Origin of the sequence: Mycobacterium persicum, from assembly GCF_002086915.1 — a bacterium.
Taxonomy (GTDB): Bacteria; Actinomycetota; Actinomycetes; order Mycobacteriales; family Mycobacteriaceae; genus Mycobacterium; species Mycobacterium persicum.
Map to the genome: position 1 here is coordinate 4,914,846 of NZ_MWQA01000001.1, position 23,351 is coordinate 4,938,196.

General features: G+C 61.7%; 16 protein-coding genes and 2 pseudogenes. 9 read left to right on the forward strand and 9 right to left on the reverse strand.

Annotation, left to right across the window (positions count from 1 at the left end):
* Positions 1–180: 180 nt before the first annotated feature.
* A complete protein-coding gene (locus B4U45_RS22480; protein WP_272896424.1) occupies positions 181–897 on the reverse strand; it encodes a superoxide dismutase in 717 nt (238 codons plus the stop codon).
* Positions 898–1,185: 288 nt separating this feature from the next.
* Positions 1,186–2,778, reverse strand: coding sequence for a benzoylformate decarboxylase (gene mdlC / locus B4U45_RS22485; protein WP_075545907.1), 1,593 nt, complete (start codon positions 2,776–2,778; stop codon positions 1,186–1,188).
* A 589-nt stretch (positions 2,779–3,367) separates the two neighbouring features.
* Here mdlC and mtr point away from each other — a divergent pair.
* Positions 3,368–4,747: a mycothione reductase gene (gene mtr / locus B4U45_RS22490; protein ID WP_033719500.1), complete on the forward strand. Its 1,380-nt coding sequence runs from the start codon at positions 3,368–3,370 to the stop codon at positions 4,745–4,747.
* Positions 4,748–5,479: 732 nt separating this feature from the next.
* The gene (locus tag B4U45_RS22495; protein WP_239988013.1) at positions 5,480–6,289 is read left to right on the forward strand and encodes an SDR family NAD(P)-dependent oxidoreductase; all 810 of its coding nucleotides are present in this window, start codon (positions 5,480–5,482) and stop codon (positions 6,287–6,289) included.
* Positions 6,290–6,340: 51 nt separating this feature from the next.
* Here the strand turns inward: B4U45_RS22495 and B4U45_RS22500 are convergent, their stop codons facing one another.
* The 4 genes from B4U45_RS22500 to B4U45_RS22515 form a co-directional block, all read right to left on the reverse strand.
* Positions 6,341–6,850, reverse strand: coding sequence for a DoxX family membrane protein (locus tag B4U45_RS22500; RefSeq protein WP_075545906.1), 510 nt, complete (start codon positions 6,848–6,850; stop codon positions 6,341–6,343).
* Positions 6,847–7,173, reverse strand: a complete 327-nt coding sequence (locus B4U45_RS22505; protein ID WP_241780184.1) for a DM13 domain-containing protein — start codon at positions 7,171–7,173, stop codon at positions 6,847–6,849. The genes B4U45_RS22500 and B4U45_RS22505 overlap by 4 nt, the downstream gene beginning before the upstream one ends.
* A 390-nt stretch (positions 7,174–7,563) precedes the next feature.
* Positions 7,564–8,793: a cation:proton antiporter gene (locus tag B4U45_RS22510; protein ID WP_075545905.1), complete on the reverse strand. Its 1,230-nt coding sequence runs from the start codon at positions 8,791–8,793 to the stop codon at positions 7,564–7,566.
* 980 nt (positions 8,794–9,773) lie between these two features.
* The gene (locus tag B4U45_RS22515) at positions 9,774–10,232 is read right to left on the reverse strand and encodes a GNAT family N-acetyltransferase (RefSeq protein ID WP_033719524.1); all 459 of its coding nucleotides are present in this window, start codon (positions 10,230–10,232) and stop codon (positions 9,774–9,776) included.
* A gap of 758 nt (positions 10,233–10,990) precedes the next feature.
* Between B4U45_RS22515 and B4U45_RS22520 the strand changes: the two genes are divergently transcribed.
* The gene (locus tag B4U45_RS22520; protein ID WP_033719497.1) at positions 10,991–11,947 is read left to right on the forward strand and encodes an SDR family NAD(P)-dependent oxidoreductase; all 957 of its coding nucleotides are present in this window, start codon (positions 10,991–10,993) and stop codon (positions 11,945–11,947) included.
* A gap of 980 nt (positions 11,948–12,927) precedes the next feature.
* Here the strand turns inward: B4U45_RS22520 and B4U45_RS22525 are convergent.
* Positions 12,928–13,563: an FMN-dependent NADH-azoreductase gene (locus B4U45_RS22525; protein ID WP_033719496.1), complete on the reverse strand. Its 636-nt coding sequence runs from the start codon at positions 13,561–13,563 to the stop codon at positions 12,928–12,930.
* A gap of 162 nt (positions 13,564–13,725) precedes the next feature.
* Here B4U45_RS22525 and B4U45_RS22530 point away from each other — a divergent pair, with 162 nt between their 5' ends.
* The 6 genes and pseudogenes from B4U45_RS22530 to B4U45_RS22560 form a co-directional block, all read left to right on the forward strand.
* The gene (locus B4U45_RS22530; protein WP_033719495.1) at positions 13,726–14,262 is read left to right on the forward strand and encodes a nitroreductase/quinone reductase family protein; all 537 of its coding nucleotides are present in this window, start codon (positions 13,726–13,728) and stop codon (positions 14,260–14,262) included.
* 174 nt (positions 14,263–14,436) lie between these two features.
* Positions 14,437–14,796, forward strand: a complete 360-nt coding sequence (locus B4U45_RS22535) for an SDR family NAD(P)-dependent oxidoreductase (RefSeq protein ID WP_050594573.1) — start codon at positions 14,437–14,439, stop codon at positions 14,794–14,796.
* A 278-nt stretch (positions 14,797–15,074) separates the two neighbouring features.
* Positions 15,075–16,096: pseudogene (locus B4U45_RS22545) on the forward strand (IS3 family transposase); the annotation flags it as partial.
* Between the two features lie 148 nt (positions 16,097–16,244).
* A complete protein-coding gene (gene istA, locus B4U45_RS22550) occupies positions 16,245–17,921 on the forward strand; it encodes an IS21 family transposase (protein ID WP_055578112.1) in 1,677 nt (558 codons plus the stop codon).
* Positions 17,918–18,808, forward strand: coding sequence for an IS21-like element helper ATPase IstB (gene istB / locus B4U45_RS22555; RefSeq protein ID WP_082275278.1), 891 nt, complete (start codon positions 17,918–17,920; stop codon positions 18,806–18,808). The genes istA and istB overlap by 4 nt, the downstream gene beginning before the upstream one ends.
* A 5-nt stretch (positions 18,809–18,813) precedes the next feature.
* Positions 18,814–18,963: pseudogene (locus tag B4U45_RS22560) on the forward strand (IS3 family transposase); the annotation flags it as partial.
* Between the two features lie 166 nt (positions 18,964–19,129).
* On the opposite strand, the gene B4U45_RS22565 reads toward B4U45_RS22560, so the two are convergent.
* Together B4U45_RS22565 and B4U45_RS22570 are read right to left on the reverse strand one after the other, a co-directional pair.
* The gene (locus B4U45_RS22565) at positions 19,130–19,615 is read right to left on the reverse strand and encodes a response regulator (protein ID WP_080691821.1); all 486 of its coding nucleotides are present in this window, start codon (positions 19,613–19,615) and stop codon (positions 19,130–19,132) included.
* The gene (locus B4U45_RS22570; protein ID WP_158006309.1) at positions 19,612–23,163 is read right to left on the reverse strand and encodes a GAF domain-containing protein; all 3,552 of its coding nucleotides are present in this window, start codon (positions 23,161–23,163) and stop codon (positions 19,612–19,614) included. The genes B4U45_RS22565 and B4U45_RS22570 overlap by 4 nt, the downstream gene beginning before the upstream one ends.
* Positions 23,164–23,351 lie beyond the last annotated feature (188 nt).

Below are 23,351 nucleotides of genomic sequence, written 5' to 3' on the forward strand. Positions count from 1 at the left end.
ATCAACGGGTAACTGGAGTGACTCGGGACAGCTACGCTCTGTGACTCCGCCCCACCGCTTCCGGCCGCGAGGACGATTTGGATGCCTCGGCGCGGTCGACCTAGTCTGAGAACTCACCCTTACTATCGTGTGTCTCGCCAACACCGCCCCAGCGCGAAGCAATGTCCTTCGGCGTCACCGTCAGAGTTGTTGTTTACCGGCGTTAAAGTTGTCCAGTCGGCGGGAAACGACGTCCCACGCCACAACATTCCACCAAGCGTCCAAATACTCGGCTCGGCGGTTCTGATATCGCAGGTAGTAGGCGTGCTCCCACACATCGCAAGCCAGCAAACCGGGTCGACCGTAGAGCAAGACGCTGTCCTGGTTAGGAAGCGTGAGGATCTCCAGCTTCTTGGTGCCGGGGTTGATCACGAGAAATGCCCAGCCCGAACCGAATTGCTTGGCCGCGGCGGTCGCGAATTGCTCCTTGAATGCGTCAAGACCGCCGAAGTCGCGCTTGAGTGCGTCGGCCAAAGCACCTTGCGGTGTCGTGTCGCGCGGTGGCCCGATCACCTTCCAGAAGAACTGATGGTTGGCGTGTCCACCACCTTGTTCGCGCACGGTCTGGCGGATCTCGTCTGGCACCTCATCGAGGCGGCGGAGCAGATCTTCGATGATCAGTCCGTGCAACTGTGGGTACGGGGCGATCGCGGCGTTGAGTTTGTCGACATAAGTTTGGTGATGCTTGTTGTGGTGCAGCTCCATCGTGGCTGCATCAATGTAGGGTTCCAACGCGTCGTAGCCGTAGGGCAACGGGGGCAGGACGTACCCGGTGAAAGCATCGGCTTGCGTTCCGCTCGACATGGGGTGAACTCCGTTCGTTGACGTCGGATTCCCAAATTTTTTCTGCGCCTGCATCTGCACGGCCAGATCAAGCGTGCGCCTGATGCCGCCAACCTGCCAGTGCCCGGACGGTCACAGCTGACCCCATCGATCGGTCTAACCGCGCGCTATCCAAAAGTTGTAGAGGAGGACCGCTGTGCTGTTGCACAGCTGAGCCGCACCTTACAACCGAAACCGGAGCCGAGACTGTTATCCAACGACACTGCGCACAGCTCGGCGAATCCGGTGCTTCCTCCCAGCTGTAAAACGCTGCGGGACAACCCAGCACGGAACGCATAAGGCTTGTGGCCAGAGCGTGCGTTGTCACGACAGAAGCGGTCGCAGGGTCGGATCGACCCTGACGCTCAACAGCATTGGCCCGTCAGCGGCAAGGGCTTGCTCGAACGCGGAGCGCAGCCCCGCGTACTGTTCCACCCGGATGCCGGGTACGCCGAATCCTTCGGCCAGCTTGACCAGGTCTACGCCGGGTGTGTCCAATCCCGGCTGGTCATGACCAACGCCGAGGTAATCGCCGGATTCCTTGAGAACGGCGTAACCTGCGTTGTCGAGGACTACCACGACTATGCGCGCCTGATGTTGGGCTGCCGTCCATAAAGCCTGCAACGTGTAGAGCATCGCTCCGTCACCGGTTGCGCAAATGACGCGGCGGTCAGGTTGCGCAAGTTGCACCCCTACCGCGGTGGGCAAGCCATTGCCGATACCGCCCACGCCGGCGTAGAAGAAACCTTGTGGCACGGTGATCGGCATTCGCATGTGCATTGCCGAGGCGTGAGAAGACGCCTCCAACACCACGGCACCATCTTTTGGTCGAAGTTCTTCCAGTAGAGCGAATAAGGCGTGCGGTTGTATCGGATCCCCCGTAGCCGGGGTTGGCATGTTGGGTGTTGTCTGCGGCCAGGTGGCAGTCGTTTCCGGCACCGCCTGGGCCAGGGTCGTAAGCGCTAACTTGACGTTGCCCAGCACAGCGTCGCCTGCGGGCGCGCGGGCGGCCTCTTCGGGATCATCGGTGAACAGCAATAAGTCGCTATCTTCGGGCAGGACCGGACCCATGCCTCCCATGTCGAAGTCGAAAACCGCTGCGCCGACCACGACTAGCAAGTCGTGATCCTCAAGCCAATGACGGAGCAGTTCCCGGTCAAACACCAAAGCACCGCGAAAGAGTCGATGGTTCTCGGGAAAAGCCGCACGACTCGCGGCCGGCGCGCCGTACACGGCGGCACGCAACTTTTCGGCAAGCGCGACCATCTCATCCCACGCTCCCGCTCGGTCAATCGCGGCCCCAGCGATCAAACAGGGGTTTCTGGCGGCCGCGATACGCCCTGCGGCTGACGCCAATGCCTGCGGGTCAGGCGCAACGCGGGTAGAGACCCGACGAATGACGAGTGGCAACGGGTCTGCTTCGCGCTCCCAATCATCTACCGGCAGCACCAGAAAGACAGGCCCCTGCGGCTCTTGACAGGCGATGTGGATCGCGCGCTGGAAGGCGGCGGGAATGTCCTGCGCGCGTTGAGGTTCGTAGGACCACTTCACATACGGCTTAGGCAGGTCGCGGGCGTCCCGGTTGTAAAAGCCCGGCTCGTAAAGGCACATATCACGGCGCTGCTGACCACAGGTGATGATCAGCGGCGTCTTGTTGTGAAACGCTGTCTTGAGATTGCCCATCGCGTTGCCCACACCTGGTGCATTGTGCAGATTCACAACCACCGGCATACCCGTCACACCCGCATAGCCGTCAGCCATACTTACGACGGCCGCTTCTTGCAGACCTAGGTAGTAGGTGAAATCCGCCGGAAAGTCGGTGAGAAAAGGCAACTCGGTGAACCCAGGATTTCCGAAGAATGTCGTCACTCCGTGGGCTCGCAGCATGTCGTAGGTCCGCTGGCGCACCGTCGGCATCAGAGGTCTCCTCAAACTCACGGGTCCGTCAACCTAGCGCATGCCCGTCGAGATGGCGAGGCCATCACGCGAGCCAACGCGGGCAGCGCGTTGCCGCACTGTACTGATCAGTCTAAGCTACCGTAGCGTATCGGTGGAACGTCCGAACTTCGCGCGCACCACAGAGATATACCGTGTGTCATTGGCCCGACCCCGCAGCCCGATGCAGGATCGTCGGCTTGAGATCGAAAGGTAGGCTGTGACAGCTCTCGCCGCGCGGTCGGTCGCCATGGCAGATCGCCGCGTCGGCCATGCAACAAGCAACGCGAGCATCCACATGCGACCAGTTTCTGCAGTCGGGCATGTCAAAGGGCTACGGCGGACGGATGGATCGGAACGGTGCCGATGAACCGCCCGGCATGCTCGAACGTGCTTCGGTCGGCTGAACGCGCGGAGTGCCGGCCAAACCCGCGTACGGTGTGGCTTTCGGATCCGCACCGGCAGTCCTGCTGCCGTGTGGACCGCTGGCTCGACGAACATCTCAGCAGGCTCAATGACGCCGACGCCTCGGTCCCGCTCGAGAGCCAGTCGGGGAAAGGGTGACGTATCGATGGAGACCTACGATCTCGCGATCATCGGAACCGGTTCGGGCAACAGTATTTACAACGAACACTATGCGGCCAAGCGGGTGGCGATCTGCGAGCAGGGCACCTTCGGCGGTACGTGTCTGAACGTCGGGTGCATTCCGACCAAGATGTTCGTCTACGCCGCCGAGGTGGCCAAAACGATCCGGGGTGCGGCCCGGTATGGCGTGGATGCGCATATCGACGGGGTGCGCTGGACGGACATCGTGTCGCGGGTGTTTGGGCGGATCGATCCGATCGGGCCCAGCGGCGAAGACTACCGCCGGTCGGCTCCCAACATCGACGTCTACCGCAGCCATACGCGTTTCGGGCCGGTCGCTGCCGATGGGCGTTATCTGCTGCGTACGAACGTCGGCGAGGAGTTCACCGCCGACCAGGTGGTGATCGCCGCAGGTTCGCGACCGACGGTTCCGCCGGCAATCACCGCCTCCGGGCTCAGATACCACACCAGCGACACCATCATGCGGATACCCGCGCTGCCCGAGCACCTGGTCATTGTCGGAAGTGGTTTCGTAGCGGCCGAGTTCGCCCATGTCTTCTCCGCCCTAGGTTCACGCGTGACACTGGTGGTCCGTGGCAGTTGCCTGCTGCGGCACTGCGATGACACCATCTGCGAACGGTTCACCCGCGTGGTGGCGGACAAGTGGGAACTGCGGACCCACCGCAATGTCGTTGGCGGACAGAATCGGGACTCGGGTGTGTCGCTGCAACTCGACGACGGAAGCATCCTGGATGCGGACGCGTTGCTGGTCGCAACAGGGAGGGTGTCCAATGCCGACCTGCTGGACGCAGAGCAGGCCGGAGTCGCCCTCGAGTACGGCCGCGTCGTCGTCGACAAATTTCAACGGACCTCCGCCCATGGGATTTTCGCACTCGGCGACGTGTCTTCGCCGTTTCAGCTCAAGCATGTCGCCAACCACGAGGCCCGTGTCGTGCAGCGAAATTTGCTCTGCGACTGGGATGACACGGGGTCGATGGCCGTCACCGATCACCGGTTCGTTCCGTCGGCGGTGTTCACCGATCCCCAGTTAGCCAGCGTCGGATTGACCGAAAACCAAGCCGTGGCAAACGGGTTCGACATCTTGGTCAAGATCCAGGACTATGGCGCTATCGCCTACGGGTGGGCGATGGAGGACACCACCGGACTCGTCAAGCTGATCGCCGAGCGCAGCACCGGCCAGCTGTTAGGCGCGCACTTCATGGGCTACCAGGCGTCCTCGCTGATTCAGCCGCTGATCCAGGCGATGAGCTTCGGCCTCACCGCCCACGAGATGGCCCGCGGCCAGTACTGGATCCACCCCGCGCTGCCCGAAGTGGTGGAGAACGCCCTACTGGGGCTGAGCTGACTCCCTCCCGGCACCCTGGGCGAATCCTAAAGTCTTGGATTGAAGGTCGGCTCGACTGCGTCATTGTCCAGCGGCAGGATGGTAGAGCGGCGCCGGCGTGTGCTGGTAATCCTCTGCGAGGATTGACAAGCCGCGGGCTGGCATCGAGCCGACCCAATAGCGCAACGCTGCCAACAAGCTCCGTGCAGTAGGTCGAGAACTGCTGGGGGATGCTGCGGTTTCCACGCTCCGTCCGCGAGGCCGCAGTGCCATGAGGCGCTGACGTCTGGCAGGCCGCCTACACCGACTCGCCGCCGGCCCCGTCTTCACCCGAGGCGATGCTGTCACCACATCCTCAGGAATCAGGAGAAGTATTGCGAGGGCGCCTGGAAACCAACTCGGACTGCTCAATTCTCCGCCGGAACCGACGGACCTGTCCGGATGGGCAGGGTCAAGCCCGGTTGTCTGACGGTGGCGGGGGCTCAACGTACAGGCGATGGTGCAGGCAGTGTTTGTGGGAAAGGCTGAAGTGGTGGCTGAACAGCGAAGGGCCTCGGGAGCACGCCGTTTCCAACACAGAGCCGAAGTCTGTGAACACACCACCGCGCGCGACTTCGGCGATCAGAAGGTGGCCACGCGTAGTGGCGGCCTTGCGTCTTTGCGCGATGGGTTCGGCACCTCTAGCGGTGGGTACGCAACGAAGCCAGAAGTCTTGCCTTGCGGAAGGATTCCACGAAAGTTGTTAACACGAAGGTGTCAGTCTTCGCCGATCTACAGGGAGTTCGAGCCATGTCGCATTCTGGACGGTTGACAGGAAAGCGTGCGTTGGTAACCGGTGGCGGCCGGGGTATCGGTGCCGCGATCGCGCGACGCTTAGCAAGCGAGGGTGCACGAGTCGCGGTCAATTACGTGCGTGATGCGGCCTCTGCTGAGGCATTGATCCGTGAGCTGGGCGGGGGTGATCGGGCGCTTGCGGTCCAGGGCGACGTAAGCGATGCTGCCCAGACCGCTGATCTGGTTGCTCAGGTAGTGGCGGCGTTCGGCGGGTTAGACCTGTTGGCTAGCAACGCTGGTGTCGAGCATTTCGGGCCTTTGGAATCAATTACGCCGGTCGATGTAGATCGAGTGTTTCACGTCAATGTTGCAGGGCAGCTTTTCGCGACCCAGGCGGCGGTCGCGGCGATGACGCAGGGCGGCCGCATCTTGCTCACCTCGTCGATCAGCGCTCGGATTGCGGTGTATCAGCACACGCTGTACGCAGCCAGTAAGGCCGCGGTTTCAGCGATGGTGCTGAATCTGGCGCCAGAACTGGCCGAACGCGGCATCGGCATCAATGCGATCGCCCCAGGAGGTACGAACACCGACATGGCAGCCAAGCACGCCGCAAGCTACACACCGCCAGTGCTGCGCGACTTGGCGCCCGAGGTCGTCGTTAAGTCAATGAATTCGCTGGGCCGATGGGCCGAGCCAGCTGAAATTGCCTCGGTCGCAGCATTTTTGCTCTCGGATGACGCGTCATACATCACAGGAGCAACCATCGACGCCGCGGGCGGCTGGATGTAGGGCGCGGCTATCGCATCAAGCCGGGGCATCACGCTTGGCATCGAAGGACCACTACAGCCAGCGTCGCAGTGGTCCTTCGATCAGTCGTTGCCCGCGCTGGCGACGATGCAATGTCCGTACCACTAATGATGTGGCGGACAGGCGCGTTGACTGAGCTGGCCACGCGATGACGATCACGGAAAGCGCTGCCATAATTGGATATTGAGCAATGAGCTGGTCGGAGCTCCAGTAGGAAAGTAGGGTCAGTATCGAGCCCATCGCCGCAGGCAAGCTGAGCACTCCGACAATCAGCGCGATTCCTAACGTGGTTTCGAGTAGCGGAATCATTACCCCGAACAAGCCTGCGTTGTCGCGAAGCACCGATTCCGAGAGAGCTGTGAAGTAGTCGGGGACCCTGCTATTGGCCTTCGCGCCGTCGACAACGAGCAAGATGTCGGCGCGACCAAAGTGTGCGCGATATTTGAACCAGCCCTCGTGCAGCCATAAGATGCCTAGCGCCGCCCTTGCCGCGCCGAAGGCGATCCATGCCAACAGCGCGGCAGGGCGTGCCTGAGAACTCATGAGAGCGTGGCGGCCCCGAAGGATGCCTTGGCCTTGTCGCAGTGAATCACTACGGTGGTGTACTTCGATTCGTCGAGGCCGCTGAGCGGGAATGTCTGCGAACTCTTGTCGAAAGCGACGCTGGCGATCACCTTGCCCGCGGCGACGGCGCTCTCGTCAGTGCCATTAGCCAGGTAGATGTGCAAATCCGGCCCTTCGTCGGAGGAAAAGTTCGACAACACGATCTGGCCGTCGGTCACTGTGACTTTGCCCGCAACCTGCTTACCGTTGAGCCCGGTGAATGTGCCTGAACGCGACGCGGCAGACCCCTGGGGAGCCGTCACGCTCGACTGGGATGACGAGCTCGATTGGCCCCCTTTGCTCGAGGAACTGCATCCACTTAACAGCAGGGCTACCGACAACAGTGCTGCGGAGATGAGTGCGGTCAATCGCATCGTGAAGTCCTTTCGGTGAGCGCCATAACGACAGCAGCCTATATGTACTTATCGGTACAGGGAAGCTTGTCGCCGAAATATCCTGCAACCGTGTGGGTGTGTGTGTGACATCGGTCAGGGTTCCCAACCATCAGGGCTCGCGGGCTGGCGGCGACACCGTGCCGCGACAGCTGTGATGAACGCGTGCTGTGCGATTTCGGAGCTGCGGTGTCGCGGCGCGCGGTGATTGAACGACCAGTAGGTGTATGTGTGCCTGGGGCCGCACCGAGCACCATTCGATCAGGGAGGTCGGTTTTGGTCGGCGCTCCCTGGTCGCCTGCGCAAGCGTCGACGTCGAGGGCCTGATTGGGGCAGGGCCAGCAGCCGCAGCGCTATCGGTGGAAATGTTAGGACGGACAACATCCCCGCGCCTGCAATGGCGGTGGATGTCGACCGAGACAATAAACCCATCTGCAGACCAACTTGGGCGGCTGTGAGAAGAAATGGCAGCGAAGTTGCCTGCAACAGGGCAGACGCGAGCAACTGAGTTTTGGATAACTCCTGCCAGAACACGACGACAGGCAGACCCCGCACCGCCAACAGTGCTGCGAGGAACAGAGCCATTTCCGCCAGGGTCGCGGGCTGCTGTGTCAAGCCTTCCACGTCGAGCGCCATTCCGCTGCGGATGAAGTAGACCGGCACGAGTAGTCCAAAGGCGATCGCTTCGATCTTGATGCGATAGAGCGGGTGGGCACGTTGGGGTTCGGGGTCGACGGTACGGACCAGCACCCCGGCCAAGAATGCGCCGAGGATCGATTCGAAGCCCAGACGTGCTGCCGCGAAGGCGATTCCCGTCACCACCAACACGGTAAGACGAATCCGGATTTGGGCGCTGGTATCAGCGAGCCGTTGAATGAGAAAGACGATGCGCGAAGCATGTCTGGCACCTGCTAGAACTGTGCCGACTCCGCCGACAAGGGTCAAGAGCAAACCGAGAAGGAGCAGTCGTCCGATGAGGGGGGTCGGCGATCCGGCCACCCCTAACGAGAACGCCACTACTGCTGCAACTTCGCCGGCGGACGCGCATGACACGGTGATGACGCCTACAGGTTGGCGGGCCACCGCAGCGTCTGCCAAGACGGGCACTACAACTCCGAGCGAGGTCGCCAGCAGGGCTATACCGACCAGAAGGCTGCCCTGACCGATCCTCGCATCCATCGTTACCATCGTCGCGGCGCTGAGCAGCATCGAGATGAGCAACGACATCATCACCTTGGGTCCGATCCTCGTCCTGAAGCGACGCACGTCGACTTCGAAGCCGGCCAAGAACAGTAGGAACGACAATCCCAACGTTCCCAGCGTGTTTACCAGTTCATCCGGCCTGGCCCAGCCGAGCGCCGCAGGACCAATCAAGATACCGGCTAGCATTTCCAGGACCGGTCCGGGCAGTCGCAACTTACCGGTCATGGTGTAGACGAATGGCACGACGGCCCCGAAAGCCAAGACGACCACCAGATTGCTCGATATCACAGACCCTACCTATGGCCTAGGGCAGCGGAGCTTCCGCCGTCAAGGGGTGAATACCAGCCTCGGTATTCACGACTGATGCAAAATTTTGACTACCACAACAACATCTTCGACCGCGAGACACATTGTACTGGTAGGTACATTTAGGCCGGCTGGTGAAATCCGGCTCGCCAGTGCTCGGCAAAAAGGTGGTCGCGCATTAGTCCGATCGAGTCGGCGCTACATGAGTCTGACGATCAGGTACCTGCAGGCGGCTTACGAACTTCACCAGCGATGTTGTAAAGCCCCAATTCGGCGGTGGCATGTGTCGCCACGATCGCGTCAACGGGCCGCTTTCGGATGATGTGCCGGGTTGTCCAAAGTCCGTTCTGCTTGGGGTCAGCCTCTGGTGTGCCGCCGGGCGCCCCGGCGCCGAGAGCCCTGCCGATATGGGCCGTAGCGATCGGACCATTTAGCACTACGCGAAACAAGAGCTCATCGAATGCGGTTGGCTGTCCGACCTCGACCGGGCTGAGCAGGCCGAGCCGACGGCAATTATCGAGTCCGTCTCGAGTAGAACGCAAACGGAGTTGCGCAACCGCCATCGGTGGAGGACGCGTATCGAGTCGGCCAACGCGATCTTCGAGTTCCAAGAGAACGTCCTAAAGCGCCAACGGCGTCACTCCGCGCTCGGCATACGCACTCCGAGGGAGCTCGAACTGCTCCTACAATCCACCGACCCCGTGGCGTAAAACCAAGTATGACAACACCGTTGAGCGTGAGCGCGGGATAGACCAAATTCTCCGGGGAAACCAGGACAACCAATCGGATCGTAAGCCGCGACTTTGCCGAAGCTATCGCAGCTAATGGCAAACGATTCGCCCGGCATGATTGGGTACATCACCTGCGCGTCGGAGAGGCCTCTAGCTGCACGCCGCAGCATCAACACCCTCCGGATCCGAAAGGTCTGTATGAAAAATAGATTTCGCGGACTGCGGCATGCCCTACCGGGTGAGGTCCCGGGTCAATACTTTTCGACCCTGGTCGGCAAAATTCCTCTTCGCGTAATAGCTGACAAGATGCGCGACGTCGTTGGCCTTCGGCACTACGACCACTTCGAGGGCCTGGCAACCGCGAGACCGAGCCCAATCGCAGCTGTCGTCAATGAGCGCGGTCGCGACTCCCGATCCCCTTGAGGCCGGTGCGACGAACAGATCCTCAAGTTCAGCGATAGCACCATATTCAAGCCCGAAGCTAAGGGTTGTGATGGCAAAGCCAACGATGTCGTGCTGCCGGCCCGCCACGGCGACGCGGGCGGCATGGCTGTGCAGCAGAAAGGCCAGGTTGTCACGGAGCTGTGAAACCGGCGTCGCAAATCCGTCTTCGAGGTAGAAGGCGGCAGCCAAGGTCAGCAGGCGCGTAAGCTCGGTCGAGCCCGCCGCGCGGATGTCGAAACCAGTCATCATGCGCCTCGCAAGGGTGTATGCCAGTCATATCCGCTATCGCGGCTCTGCCCGCCGCGCAAAGATGCTGCTTGACAACGGTAGTGCAGTTCACTGTGTACTGCGTACTGTGGCGGGAAGGAGGGGCCATAGCGGCATTTTCGCCGCAGAGCAGGCAGACATCCTGACGCGCCAACGAAGCTGATCTGACAAGTTATTACTGCAATGCGAACCCAGTCAATGTACCAAAGAGTACACTTAATGTGCCACCCGAACACGAGCAAATCGACCGACGATGCGCCGTGAAACTTTCTCGCGCACTGATTTGTTGGCGTTTCTTGCGTCCGCCCTCCGCAAGATGCGGTCCAGTGCACTGCTGCGTCGCCACTACCACGCCCGACCTCACCGCGGTTGTGGGGCGGCTCCGATGAGCATCGGCACTCAAGGGACGGGTCATCAGAGCATTACACCTCCGGGTTGATCGGGTTAATTGCCCCGTCACAGCCCGGGTCGACCAAGCAGAACAATTCTGATCCGCGGGATTCGTTGTGCAACAGCGACTCCGACTGAAGGAAGGCGTGAATTGCAGTGAGCGTAGACCTGTCTCATTCGGGCTGCCATCGCAGGTCCGGATTGAATTCCCTATCTCGCAATGATCGTCTTCGTCACGATGTGTCGGCTGTCACGTCCATGTGGGAAGCCCACCGACTGCGCCTCGCAGTGTACCAAAGCGTACAGTACAACTATGACCGTGCCGAGCTTGAAAGGATACGGGCGACGTGACGTCACATCTCGCAGCAGTACTAGTTACCGGGGCAAATACGGGATTGGGTAGGGAAGTGGCGCGAACGCTCGCTCGCGTCGACGGCGTCGAGCGCGTCTACGTCAGCTGTCGATCTGAGGAAAAGGCATACAAGGCCGCCGATAACCTGGGCCGGATAGCCGGCAGGCAGATCTATCAACCGCTGATGATGGATCTCACTGAACTTAGGTCGGTGACCGCTGCGATCGACGGCCTCGATGACTTTGTGGACGGCATTATCATGAATGCTGGCGGAACCGGGGGGCCGACGCCGAACGCGCGGACGACCGCAGGCGTTACTCACATCTTCGCGGCAAACGTGTTGGGACATGCCGCTTTGCTAGAGGGGCTGATGCAGCGCGGGGCGTTCGGCGGCACTGCCGTACTCGTCGGCAGCGAGGCGGCCCGCGGTGCGCCGAAGCTGCGTATCCCGAGACCGATTTTCCACGTGGGCTCTGCCGCCGAGTATTCATCCGTTGCCGACGGTTCTTTCTGGTCGCGTGGCGGCAGCGTGATGTCGGCATATGCCGCGGTCAAGCATGTCGGCGCCCTCTATATGAGCGCAATGGCGCGACGGCACCCAGAGTCGCGTCTGCTCACCGTCAGTCCCGGCAACACGGCGGGCACCGACGTCCTCCGGGATATGACGCCGATCGTGCGGCTGTTGATGGGCGGGTTGCTCATGCCTTTTGTCCTGCCTGCGTTCGGCATCGCGCACACGCTTCAGACTGGGACCCAGCGGTTGATCCGAGGGCTGATTGACGACGCACTGCTCAGCGGCGGGTTCTACGCGAGCCCGGCCAGCGCCCTGACCGGACCGCTAACTGATCAAGCCAAGATTATGCCCGACTTCGCAGACGAAGCACGCCAGGACGCCGCGATGGAGGCGATACACCGTTTCCTTTCGCCCTCGCCCACGGCGTCAGGTGTTTAGCCCCTGGACGCATCTGGACTGCATGCCGTCGCGCGGCTACGGGCGCAACGCTCGAGCCGCGCTTGGCGGCAACACGTGGACGCCAAGGCGTCGATCAACTCATCGTCTGAGCTTGGGCTGCCACGCGACGGCGACGGTGCTGTGCGGCAGTTTCAGGAGGCGATAGGTGATCCCGGGCTGAGCGTAATACCCTGCGGCCGAGTCACAGGCCGGCGAGTCCATGGCCTCTTGGAACGGCTGCGAAACACATCGGCTCCGTCATCAAGGCCTCCATGCGCAGTTTGTTCACGGCGGGTACCGGCAGCCGCGCCTAAAGGCCCGTCGCTGATCGGTTCTCTCCGAGCAGTTTGCGGCGCATTCCGGCGCGGAAGGAGTCTCCGGTGAGGTGAGGGGAAGGACTTTTGCGCGACGAAGACTTGCAACGAATTCCTAATCGTTGCAGCATGAACCGTCCGCGCTGCCCCATTGGCACCCGGCTGCAACCCGCTACTCCGGCCGCATCACGCGTTCGACCAAGAGTTGTCTGTAACATCTGAAATTGTTGAAGTCTTTTCTCTCGCGTATTCACCAGACGCACGCGAAGCGCAGCCCGCAGCGATTTGTCGTTCCTGAGATTGACTCCTGAACGTACACACCAAGACTTACCACCCGAATCCCACGGCGGCGACGAAATCCATTGCGACTAATATAAAGTCGTGCCAGTCGTTCTCGGTCGGCACTGGCAGCGTTTCCACGCCATCATTAGGCGTTGGTCACGTACCGTCGAAGTCGGGAATCCCCGAGGCTTTGGTCGGACTCGAGCTTGGGATGTAGAAGGCCTATCGAACTGTGATATCCCCTTGCGCCAACGCGGCTTACCGTGCTGTTCCGGAATCGTTGTTCGACGCGGTCGTCCGTGCTCTGGCGGACTTCGATCGAATATCGCTGCGTCAGAACCGAAGTCCTAGACGTCGATGACGCGAAACAATACGGGAATGTAATCAGACGCGGCCGTGGGCAGCTGCCAGCTCGACCGCTCGCTCACGGGCTCTGTCGAAGCCACCGTCGGGATCAGGGGTCAGCAACGAAGGTTGAAATCGCAGCTCGTCGATTTCTGTCACCCCCGCCTCGTTGAGCCACGCGCGCAGATGGGTCGAGTGGTGGTCAACGCCGAACGATGAGGGAACGCCCTGAGCGTAGACGCCTGAGGTCAGCACAAGTGTTGCGTGCTTGTTCTTCAGAAGTCCGTAGTAACCGGTCTCTGGGTTGAGTCCCCACAGGAGGCCGGGCTGGTGTATCAGGTCAATATAATGCTTGAGGCGGTACGGGACGCCGCCGTTCCACATCGGCGCGGCAATTAGGTAGCGGTCGGCAGAAATGAATCTGGCTGCCACTGCCACGATTTGATCCCATGCCGTCTGCTGCTTGTCGTTCTGGTTTTGCTCAGTGATGACGTTCATCTTGGCTGCCACCTTATCGCCGTCGAACGCCGGGAGATCGGTCTCCCAGAGTTCAAGAATATCGATGTTCAGGTCCGGGTTGTTCACCCGCAACGCATTGAGGTACGTCTGGGCGATCTGAATAGACTTTGACGCGTTCTTGCGCGGGGAGGCTTGCAAGAAAAGTAGATTCGACAAGAGTTCAACTCCGTTTCGGGTGTCCAGGATGCTGCACGGCAGCCACCAACACTCTGCAAAGTAGGCATACCAGAAAAGTACCGAAAGGTACAGTCACCGGTTGACGCGCGAACGCGATCGAGCATCTACCAGCTCGCGGCAACAAGACGTACCATTCTGCTCATGAGCGATCGGCTGTATGGCATCCCGCGAGTCGATCCCACTGCAAGGCCGGGTGTGATGCGGCGCGCTATCGGCCGGTTCATGTCCACGCACACGGGATCAGCGATCCACCGCAGGCTCTTGGCGCCGCTCGACAACCGTCTAGTTCGGCTTACTCACGGACGCGCACATTTCGCGAAAGGAGCCATCCCCCTTGTCTTGGTTCGCACGACCGGAGCTAAGTCGGGATTGTCGCGAGACGTGATGCTCACCTACTTCACCGATGAAGACGACGTCATCGTGATTGCCTCGAATTACGGCCAGGCCAGCCACCCGAGCTGGTACCACAACTTGCTCAAGAATGCGCAGTGCCAGGTGTTCGCCGATGGCCGTCCCGACCGGGGCGGCGACTTCATCGCCCGCGCGGCCGAGGGAGAGGACCGTAACCGCTTATACGCGCTTGCTGAGCGATATACATCAAATTTTTCGGCGTATGCCGCGAACACCGACGGACTTCGCGCTATCCCTGTACTTCGGCTCACTCCGCAAAGTTCCTGACCCGTAGATGGTTTCGCGAGCACGGCGGGGAGTCGGTGTTTGACTCCGCGGTGTCGAGGCCCGTTGCCGGTTCCTCATTGTTCGGATCTGACTCGGGCATGTCCGTAACGCCGGTTGAGGGCCTCGGCGTATCGAGGGTGGCAGTATTCAAACTGGCTCCGGTGGCTCTGCAACGTGGCCATCCCGCGACACGACCGAGGAGCCAAGCCGTGGCGGGCGTACGGCCAGTCCAAGCTGGCCAATTTGCACTTCGCGGTCGAGCTTCATCGACGTCTGACGGCCGTGGGTCTACCGGTGTCCAGCTTGGTGGCGCACCCCGGGTTGTCCAACACCGATCTGCAGACCGTGAGCGCGGCTCAGAGCGGCGGCTTCTCGCAGCGGTTTTTCAAGAACCTCGCCGGGGCGGCGGGCATGTCCGCAGCGAACGGCGCACGTCCCTTGCTGCGGGCGGCGACCGACCCGAAGGCCCGCAGCGGGCAACTTTACGCTCCTCGTTTCGTTAACAACGGAGCCGCCGTGCACACCGTCCGCTGATGGGGCGATCGCTGAACCGGCGAGCCGCGACCACACGCTGGGAGGTCTCTGAGCGCGAAACAGGCAATCGACTTCGACATCCAGGCAACCGCTAGGACACAGCGATAGGCTCTCGAAACAAGCCACGCGTCGATGAGGCCAGGCGCGCAGATCACTTCGTCGCAGATGCCTAACGCTGAGGGACTTCCCAGCTCACTACACCGCGGACGGGTCTGCTGCACGAATAGGTGACATCTGAGTTGGCTTGCCCAGCAGGGGCAGGCTGGAAGGATGTGTTTGTGCCCAGGCCTTACCCCCAGGAGTTCCGCGACGATGTCGTCCGGGTCGCCCGCAACCGTGAAGACGGCGTGACGATCGAGCAGATCGCGACCGACTTTGGTGTCCACCCGATGACGCTGACCAAGTGGATGCGCCAGGCCGACATCGACGAGGGCACCAAGCCCGGCAAGACCACCGGAGAGTCCGGTGAGCTGCGCGATGCTCGGCGCCGGATCAGGCTCTTGGAGCAGGAAAACGAAGTCCTGCGCCGGGCCGCGGCCTACTTGTCGCAGGCCAACCTTCCGGGAAAAGGCTCTACCCGCTCGTGAAAGAGCTCGCCGCCGACGGGATTCCCGTGGCGGTGACGTGCCGGGTCCTCAAGCTCGCTCGCCAACCGTATTACCGCTGGTTGACCCAGCCGGTCGCCGCCGCCGAACTCGTCGAGGCCTACCGCGCCAACGCCTTATTCGATGCGCACCGTGACGATCCGGAATTCGGCTACCGCTACCTCGTTGATGAGGCCCGCGACGCCGGCCAGGCCATGGCCGAGCGGACGGCGTGGCGGATCTGTTCGGGCAATGGCTGGTGGAGCGCGTTCGGCAAGCGCAAACGCGGAAAGAACGGCAAATCCGGTCCACCCGTTCACGACGATTTGGTGGGCCGCGATTTTACCGCTGATGCACCAAATCGATTGTGGCTCAGCGATATCACCGAACACCACACCGGCGAGGGAAAGCTTTACGTGTGTGCGATCAAGGATGTGTTCTCCAATCGTATCGTCGGCTACAGCATCGACTCCCGGATGAAATCCCGTCTGGCCGTCCAGGCTCTCAGCAGTGCGGTGGCCCGTCGTGGTGAGGTCGCCGGCTGCATATTGCACAGCGACCGCGGATCTCAGTTCAGGTCAAGCAAATTCGTGCATATGCTGGGTCGCTACGAGATGGTCGGATCCATGGGCCGCGTCGGGGCGGCCGGTGACAACGCCGCCATGGAGAGCTTCTTTTCCTTGCTGCAGAAGAACGTCTTGAACCGCCGCCGCTGGGACTGGCTATGACAGTTTGATTCAGGACCGGTGTGACGGCCTGATTCAGGACCACCTTCTTTCAGACCGGTGTGTTGTGACGGTTTGATTCAGGACCACCCTCGACGGTTGGCGTGTCGATTATTGGCTCGCTGTCGGAGGGTTCCGGATGGGAAGTCGTGTGGAGCTGTTCGCCCAGATACGTAGGGACGCCCGGGTCGAGGGTTTGGGTATTCGGGCGCTTGCTCGTAAGTACAAGGTTGGCCGGGATACGGTCCGGCACGCGTTGGCGAATCCGGAGCCGCCGAGGCGGAAGACACCGGTGCGGGAGTCGCCGAAACTGGGCCCGCTCAAACCTGCGATTGATGCGATGCTGCGGACCGATCTGGATGCGCCCCGCAAGCAACGCCACACTGCGACAAGGATTTGCAATCGTCTGGCCGATGAACACGGCGTTGAGGATGTGTCGTATTCGTCGGTGCGTGACTATGTCCGGGTCCGTCGTGCGGAGATCATCGCCGAGTCCGGTAAGCAGGCGCAGGAAGCGTTCGTGCCGCAGGAACACCCGCCCGGCGCTGAAGCTGAGGTTGATTTCGGCGAGGTTCACGTCATCCTCGCTGGTGTCAGAACCCGCTGCTACATGTTCGTTTTCCGAATGTCGATGTCCGGCAAGGCAGTCCATCGGGTGTATGCGACTCAGTCGCAGGAGGCGTTCCTCGAAGGCCACATCGAAGCATTCGACGTGATCGGCGGCATCCCGGTGCGCCATATCCGCTACGACAACTTGAAGTCTGCGGTCACCTCGGTGGTGTTCGGCCGCGGTCGGGGCAGGGTCGAGAACGACCGGTGGGTGCTGTTCAGATCGTTCTACGGGTTCGACCCGTTCTACTGCCAGCCGGGAGTGAAAGGCGCCCACGAGAAAGGCGGAGTCGAGGGCGAGATCGGACGTTTCCGCCGCACCTGGCTCACGCCCATGCCGGAAGTGGACTCGCTGTCAGAGCTCAACGACTACATCCGCCGCTGCGAAGCACGTGAGGATCATCGGCGGGTCACCGGCCGGCTGCACACCGTGGGCCAGGACTTCCAGACCGAACGAGAACATCTCGCCGCTCTGCCTGCCGAGCGGTTCGACCCGGGGCTGGTGCTGCATCCACGGGTGGACCGGTCGGCGCTGATCACGGCGCGGTCGGCGAAGTACTCGGTTCCCGCCCGGTTGATCGGACGCAAAGTCAGGGTGTCGCTGCGGGCCTCGGAGTTGGTCGTCTTCGACGGCCGCACTATCGCCGCACGCCATGAACGCGTCACGACCCGCAACGGGCAATCGATCAACCTCGACCACTATCTGGAGGTGTTGCACTGCAAACCCGGCGCGTTGCCCGGCTCCACCGCGCTTGCTCAGGCCCGCGCCGCCGGCACTTTCACCGCAGCGCACGAGGCGTTCTGGCAGCAGGCCCGCCGCGTCGACGGCGATGCTGGCGGGACTCGCTCGCTAATCGACGTGCTGCTGCTGCACCGCAGCATGCGCGCTACCGATGTGATCGCCGGGATCCACGCCGCCCTGTCGGTCGGTGCCGTTTCAGCGGATGTGGTCGCGGTCGAAGCACGCCTGCATGCCGCCGGTGGTGGTCTCGAATCAGACCGTCACGCCGGTAACCATGCCAATACCGTCGATTACCGGGTCGTCAGTCTGACCCAGCGCCGCCTGGCTGATCCAGCGACCGTGATCGCCGGCCTGCCACCCGACACCCGGCCGCTGCCTGACGTCGCGGCCTACGACGAGCTGCTCCAACGCAGACCCCCAACACCGCCACCCGGTGACGGAATGGAAGGAACGACTGGATCATGAGCACGGCCACGAAAGTCACCAACACCCTGCGCCGCCAACGCGGGATGACCCCACAAGCGGCCCAAGCCGCCGTCGATTCCGCATGCCGACGCCTGCGGTTGCCGACCGTGCGTGCGGTGATCGACGAAGCAGTGAAAGTCGCCGAGCGTGAACAGCTCACCTACCACGGCTTCCTCGCCGAACTGCTCCTGGCCGAATGCGATGACCGGGACCGCCGATCCACCTTGCGGCGAGTCGCAGCGGCCGGGTTTCCACGTCAGAAATGGTTGGGCGACTTCGATTTCGACGCCAACCCAAACATCAACGCCGCCACCGTACATACCGTCGCCCAAGGCGATTGGATACGCCGAGGCGACCCGCTCTGCCTGATCGGCGACTCGGGCACCGGCAAGTCCCACCTGCTCATTGGTGTGGGCACCGCCGCCGCCGAGCAAGGCTTCCGCGTCCGCTACACACTGGCGACCAAACTGGTCAACGAACTCGTCGAGGCCGCCGATGAAAAGCAACTCGCCCGCACGATCGCCCGCTACGGCCGCGTCGATCTTTTATGTATCGACGAACTCGGCTACATGGAACTCGACCGCCGGGGCGCGGAGTTGCTGTTCCAAGTACTCACTGAACGCGAGGAAAAGGCGTCAGTAGCCATCGCATCCAACGAGAGTTTCTCCGGCTGGACCAAAACCTTCACCGACCCCCGACTCTGCGCCGCGATCGTCGACCGACTCACCTTCCACGGCACCATCATCGAAACCGGCACCACCTCATACCGGCTCAGCCATACCCGCGGTAGCAGCTCGCGATCACAGCCTACGAAGACGCCTGAGCCACCACCTCCTCGCCGAGGTGGTCCCGAATCAAGCCGTCACAGTGGTCCTGAGTCAGGTTGACATAGAGATGGGACACCCGCGAGCAACTGCGCATCGCGATCGTCACCTGGATCGAACGGACCTACCACCGCCGGCGTCGCCAAGCCGGCCTCGGCCGGTTGACCCCCGTCGAATTCGAAGCCATCATGACCACACCGGCCAGTCAGGCCGCGTGACCGAAACTGTCACCTGATCGTGCAGCAGACCCGACGTTTTCAATCACTCTCTGGGAGGAAGGTCGCATGCTCACTCACCAGGCTCCGATCAACAGGGCCGACATGTCACGGGTTCTTGCGGCGGCGTGATTCTGCGATACGGGCTCTAAACCGCTCTAACCCTGGTTCAAGGTCCGGTCGGTTCTTCTCGCTGACCGTGCTTGTCGGCCGATGGTGTTGCGGCGCAACTCGATTCTCCCCACGCTGCGGTGGGCGGAATGGTTTCACCCGCAGCTACTCTGCGCAGGATCTGCAGAAGAACTTGTGGAGCAACATCTTTGAACAGGCACGCCTTCGCCCCGGCAGCCAGGACGCGCTGAATTTGATGGTCGGTGGCACTAGTCGTCAGCACGAGAATGCAGGCAGTCGGATCAGCCGCCAGCACGCGACAGACAACTTGCAAACCGTCAAGATGAGGCATACGTAAGTCGAGGACCAGCACGTGAGGCCGATGGCACAGGTAAGCGGTCAATGCGCCTTCGCCGTCGCTGCTTTCAGCAACCACGTCGGTGCCCCCGAGAGTTTCGAGAATACTTCGCAGGCTCTGCCGAAAAGCTACGTGATCATCAGCGAGCACTACCCTTAAGCACGCGTCGGCGTTGTCTGCGATCATGGCGGCGGCAGCGGGTAACTAACCGAAACTCGCGTTCCGTGCGGCTGCACCCGCGTCACGGTGAGAACGCCGCCGCCAGTCGCTGCTCGCTCGCGCATTGCACGCAAGCCTCCTCGTTCCCTGGCCTGCGAAATGATGTCCTCGGCAATCCCGGTGCCATCATCGTCGACAGTGACGGTGAGTTGACCCTGGGTAGCGCCGACGTGGACGACGATGGTGCGCGCGTCAGCATATTTGAGGGCATTCTGCAGCGATTCTTGCACGATCCGATAAGCGGAATCTTCCAGCGCGGGTGTCAGATGCAGAAGGGGACCGTGGGACTGCAACTGGCAGTCGATTTGACCGGTGATAGCGCAGTTGTCGACTAAGCGTGTCAATGCGGCGATCAGCCCGTCAGCCTCTAACGTCACCGAGCGCAGTGCGAAGACGGAGCGACGCGCTTCGCTGACCCCGTCGGCTGCCAGCGCTTCGATCCTGCGGAGGAAAAGGTGGCGGTGCGAGTCCTCGTCAGAAAGCAGTGCTGCGCGGGCCTGCATCAATATTGCCGTGAATCCCTGCGCGAGTCCGTCGTGAATCTCGCCGGCCACCCGGCCACGTTCGACGTCGAGAGCGGCGGTGCGGGCGTCTTCGGCCAATCGGGTCAGGCGCACCGCGAGCACGGCTTGTTGAGCTAGGACCTGCGCTACCTCGAGTGTGTTTTCATCGAGAGATAATTCAGCCGATTTGTCGAAACACAACCCGAGGAACCCGATAGCGGTGCCGCGATAGATCATCGGCACGTCAGCGACGTACCGGTGGCCCAACGCGCGATGAAATTGCAGCGCCTCCGGCCAATCGATTGGCGAAGGGTTGTCGTAGTCCATCCACAACACCTTCTTGTCGACGGCCATTGCGCCCCAGGCCGGATCATCCGCTGTCGACCGGGGAGCGCGGAACGCAGCGCCCAAAGGATCGGTAGCGACGTTGACAACTGCACCACGCATAATGAACGCTTCAGCACTCAGCGTCTGCTTTGCGGCGTCATGGATAAACACCGCTCCGCTCACGGCGCCGGCAGCGTTGATCGCCTCCATCAGCACGGCGGTCAGAAAGTCGGATAAGCCCTCGCCGGACGCGAGCTGGGCGGTTGAGCGGGTCAACGCGGCATTGGCCTGGGCCAAGGTATCAGCTCGCTGGCGGGCGGCGCTTTCTCTCTCCCGCAGTACCACGGCCTCTCGCGCCTTCGCCGCGGCCTGTTCGAGCGCTGCCACCAAACCGAGCTGATTGGCCAGCGCGCGCAGCAACGCACTGGTCCGCCTGTCAAACACTGGGCTGTGCACGAAACCGAGGCCGAGAATGCCGATCGTTCGGTCACCGTGGCGAAGCGGCACCATGGCCAGCGCCTGGTGGCCCTGGGCGTAATGCCAGGCGTTGCTCGGCGGCCAGAGCCGCGGCGCCAGCGCGTCGAGTTCTTCGGCTACCAATTGGTCATCCGACAGTGCGACGCCGGACGGAAAGTCAGACCACTGGCACGTCTGCCGGCACATGGGGTGAGCCCGATCGCTCTGAGGGTCCACCGGCTCGCCGTCGAGGAAAAGCAGCGGCATGGTGAGGCCCCTGTCGGGCTCTTCCAGCATCAGGGCGCTGCATTGTGCCCCAGCAATGTCACCGATCTCTTTGACCATGCGGGCCATGAGCACGTCGGTCGTTTCCTCCACAGTGGCGTGACTTAACGATCGACTCAAGACCGCATTGGCGCGGGCCAATTCGGCGGCCTGCTCGGCCGCGATAGCGGCCTCGCGATCACGCTCGGCCAGACGGTTGACTTGGATGGCGAGTGCGACTTGCTTGCCGAGCGTTTCCCCCAGGGCAACCTCCCCGGTGCTGAAGGGCTGCTGCTCATCGCGGTGCAACGTGATTGCAGCGCAACTAACGCCGTTAACCATCAACGGCACGTTAAGTTCCCACGCCCACCCGCGGCTGCGGCAGAAGTTGTGTAGTGCTGGCGACGCGGTCGCCTTGGTATGGTGCACGACACTGGGCGAACTGCGCCGTCGGTAGTCAACGCCTAGGTGCGCAGGCGACACGGTGAACCCGGACGCCATCTCACGAACAGTGGTCAAGTCGTCGCCGTTGAGGCTGGGTAGCTCATCCGGCCCGTAGACGACGCCGTGGTCGAGCCAGAAGCGCAGAAAGATGGTATCGGCAGGGTGCTCGAAGTAACCCGCACCGGACGCATTAAGGGCCTCGGCGACAATGCGCAAGGCCTTCGAGATGAAACCTTCAAGGCCGTCGAGGCTAGCTGTCGCGTCAACCAGACGCTGCAAGGCGACGTTGGCAACTTCCAGTTCTGCCGCCCGCGCCTGCGTCGCGGCCTCACGTTCGCGCGTCACCGCCAGCTCACGCTCGTGCTTGCCCGCCCGGATGAGCTGCACTGCCAATGCGGCTTGGTGGCCAAGAGACTGCAGCAGATCAAGTTCGTCTTGCGTGAGTTCGCGACGCCGAAGAAATGCAACGCCAAGAAACCCGGCAAAGCGGTCGCCGTAATGGAGAGGTGTCACCAACACCGTCTGCGAGCCGAAGCGACGGTGATACTCGACTGTTCCCGGCCAGAAGTTCTGGGGCTCGCGGTCAAGGTCGAAGTAACGGGGCGTGCGACGATCGCGGAGCACCTCGAAGCATCCCGCGCCGCTGGCCTGAATTGTTGCCGGAAATTGGAATCGCTCGGGTTCATTCTTGGCCACGCCCGCGACGGTAAACAGCTCGTCCTTGGCCTCGTCGTACAGCACAAGCTGACTGCCGTCCGCGTGTAGCCGTGAGGTCACCTCGACTGACAACGCATCCGAAAGTGTATCGAGATCGGAGCCACTAGAGAGTCGAAAGAGCAGGGCATTGAGTGACGCGTCATTAGGCGCCGGCTCGGCGGAATGGCCGGCGCCCTCGGCGTCGGTCGCCTGATCCCGAGAATTGCGCCGTAACTGACCACGTCGTGCGACGCGAGCCATGATGATCGCCGCCGACTGGAGAATCTGCCTTTCCGACGCGTCGCAGCGACGAGAAGTAGTATCGTCGAATCGTACCCACCCCCAATAGTTTTCGTTGACTTGGATGGGGCAACAAACCACGTATGCCACTTTCGCTTCCTTCAGCACACCGCGAAGTGTTTTGTCGGGTAGATCGCCGATCAACGCATCCAGAGGGTGGTCACTGTGGATCGATGCGTCGATCCATGGACGCATGTCGAGTAACGCCAACGAGTTACCGAGAGGTGTTCGGTCCCGGGCACCCCATCCGGCTAGGAGTTGCGGACGCGGTCGTGCTGCCCCACCTTGGTCATTGAGTTCGATGACGCAGGCTGAGGAAAATTCGCCCGCGTCAGCGATTGCTGCCAGGGCGTTCTGCAACGCCTCTTCTGTCGCGTCAGCCTCGGTCAGGACCGTAACGGCATCGCCGATCGCTGACCGCATCTTTGCTTGACGAAGTCTTGCCGCAGACAAGTCGGACGCTTGGCTGCGCGTGGGGCATTCGGTCGTGCCGCGAGTAGTTCCCTCGAAGGCGGTCTGTCTCACCACCGACATGGTATGTGCGGTGGCACGAAAACGCTGCTGGTCTTGGACCAAGTCTGGTCGTTGGTTGCGCCTGCGCCTAGAACTAAAGGTGAGGCAGACCCCAAATTGTCTCGGGTAGCACCAACGGGTAGACAAGTCGGGCCCGGCAGGGGAGCTTTAGTGAACTTGATGGTACAGTCCGAGGGAGT

Bases quoted from the DNA above. Each gene is read 5' to 3' on its own strand.
- B4U45_RS22480 (WP_272896424.1), bottom strand. From the start codon at position 897: ATGCAGGCGCAGAAAAAATTTGGGAATCCGACGTCAACGAACGGAGTT.
- mdlC (WP_075545907.1), bottom strand. From the start codon at position 2,778: ATGCCGACGGTGCGCCAGCGGACCTACGACATGCTGCGAGCCCACGGA.
- istA (WP_055578112.1), top strand. From the start codon at position 16,245: ATGGGAAGTCGTGTGGAGCTGTTCGCCCAGATACGTAGGGACGCCCGG.
- B4U45_RS22565 (WP_080691821.1), bottom strand. From the start codon at position 19,615: ATGATCGCAGACAACGCCGACGCGTGCTTAAGGGTAGTGCTCGCTGAT.
- B4U45_RS22530 (WP_033719495.1), top strand. From the start codon at position 13,726: ATGAGCGATCGGCTGTATGGCATCCCGCGAGTCGATCCCACTGCAAGG.
- B4U45_RS22515 (WP_033719524.1), bottom strand. From the start codon at position 10,232: ATGACTGGTTTCGACATCCGCGCGGCGGGCTCGACCGAGCTTACGCGC.
- istB (WP_082275278.1), top strand. From the start codon at position 17,918: ATGAGCACGGCCACGAAAGTCACCAACACCCTGCGCCGCCAACGCGGG.
- mtr (WP_033719500.1), top strand. From the start codon at position 3,368: ATGGAGACCTACGATCTCGCGATCATCGGAACCGGTTCGGGCAACAGT.
- B4U45_RS22500 (WP_075545906.1), bottom strand. From the start codon at position 6,850: ATGAGTTCTCAGGCACGCCCTGCCGCGCTGTTGGCATGGATCGCCTTC.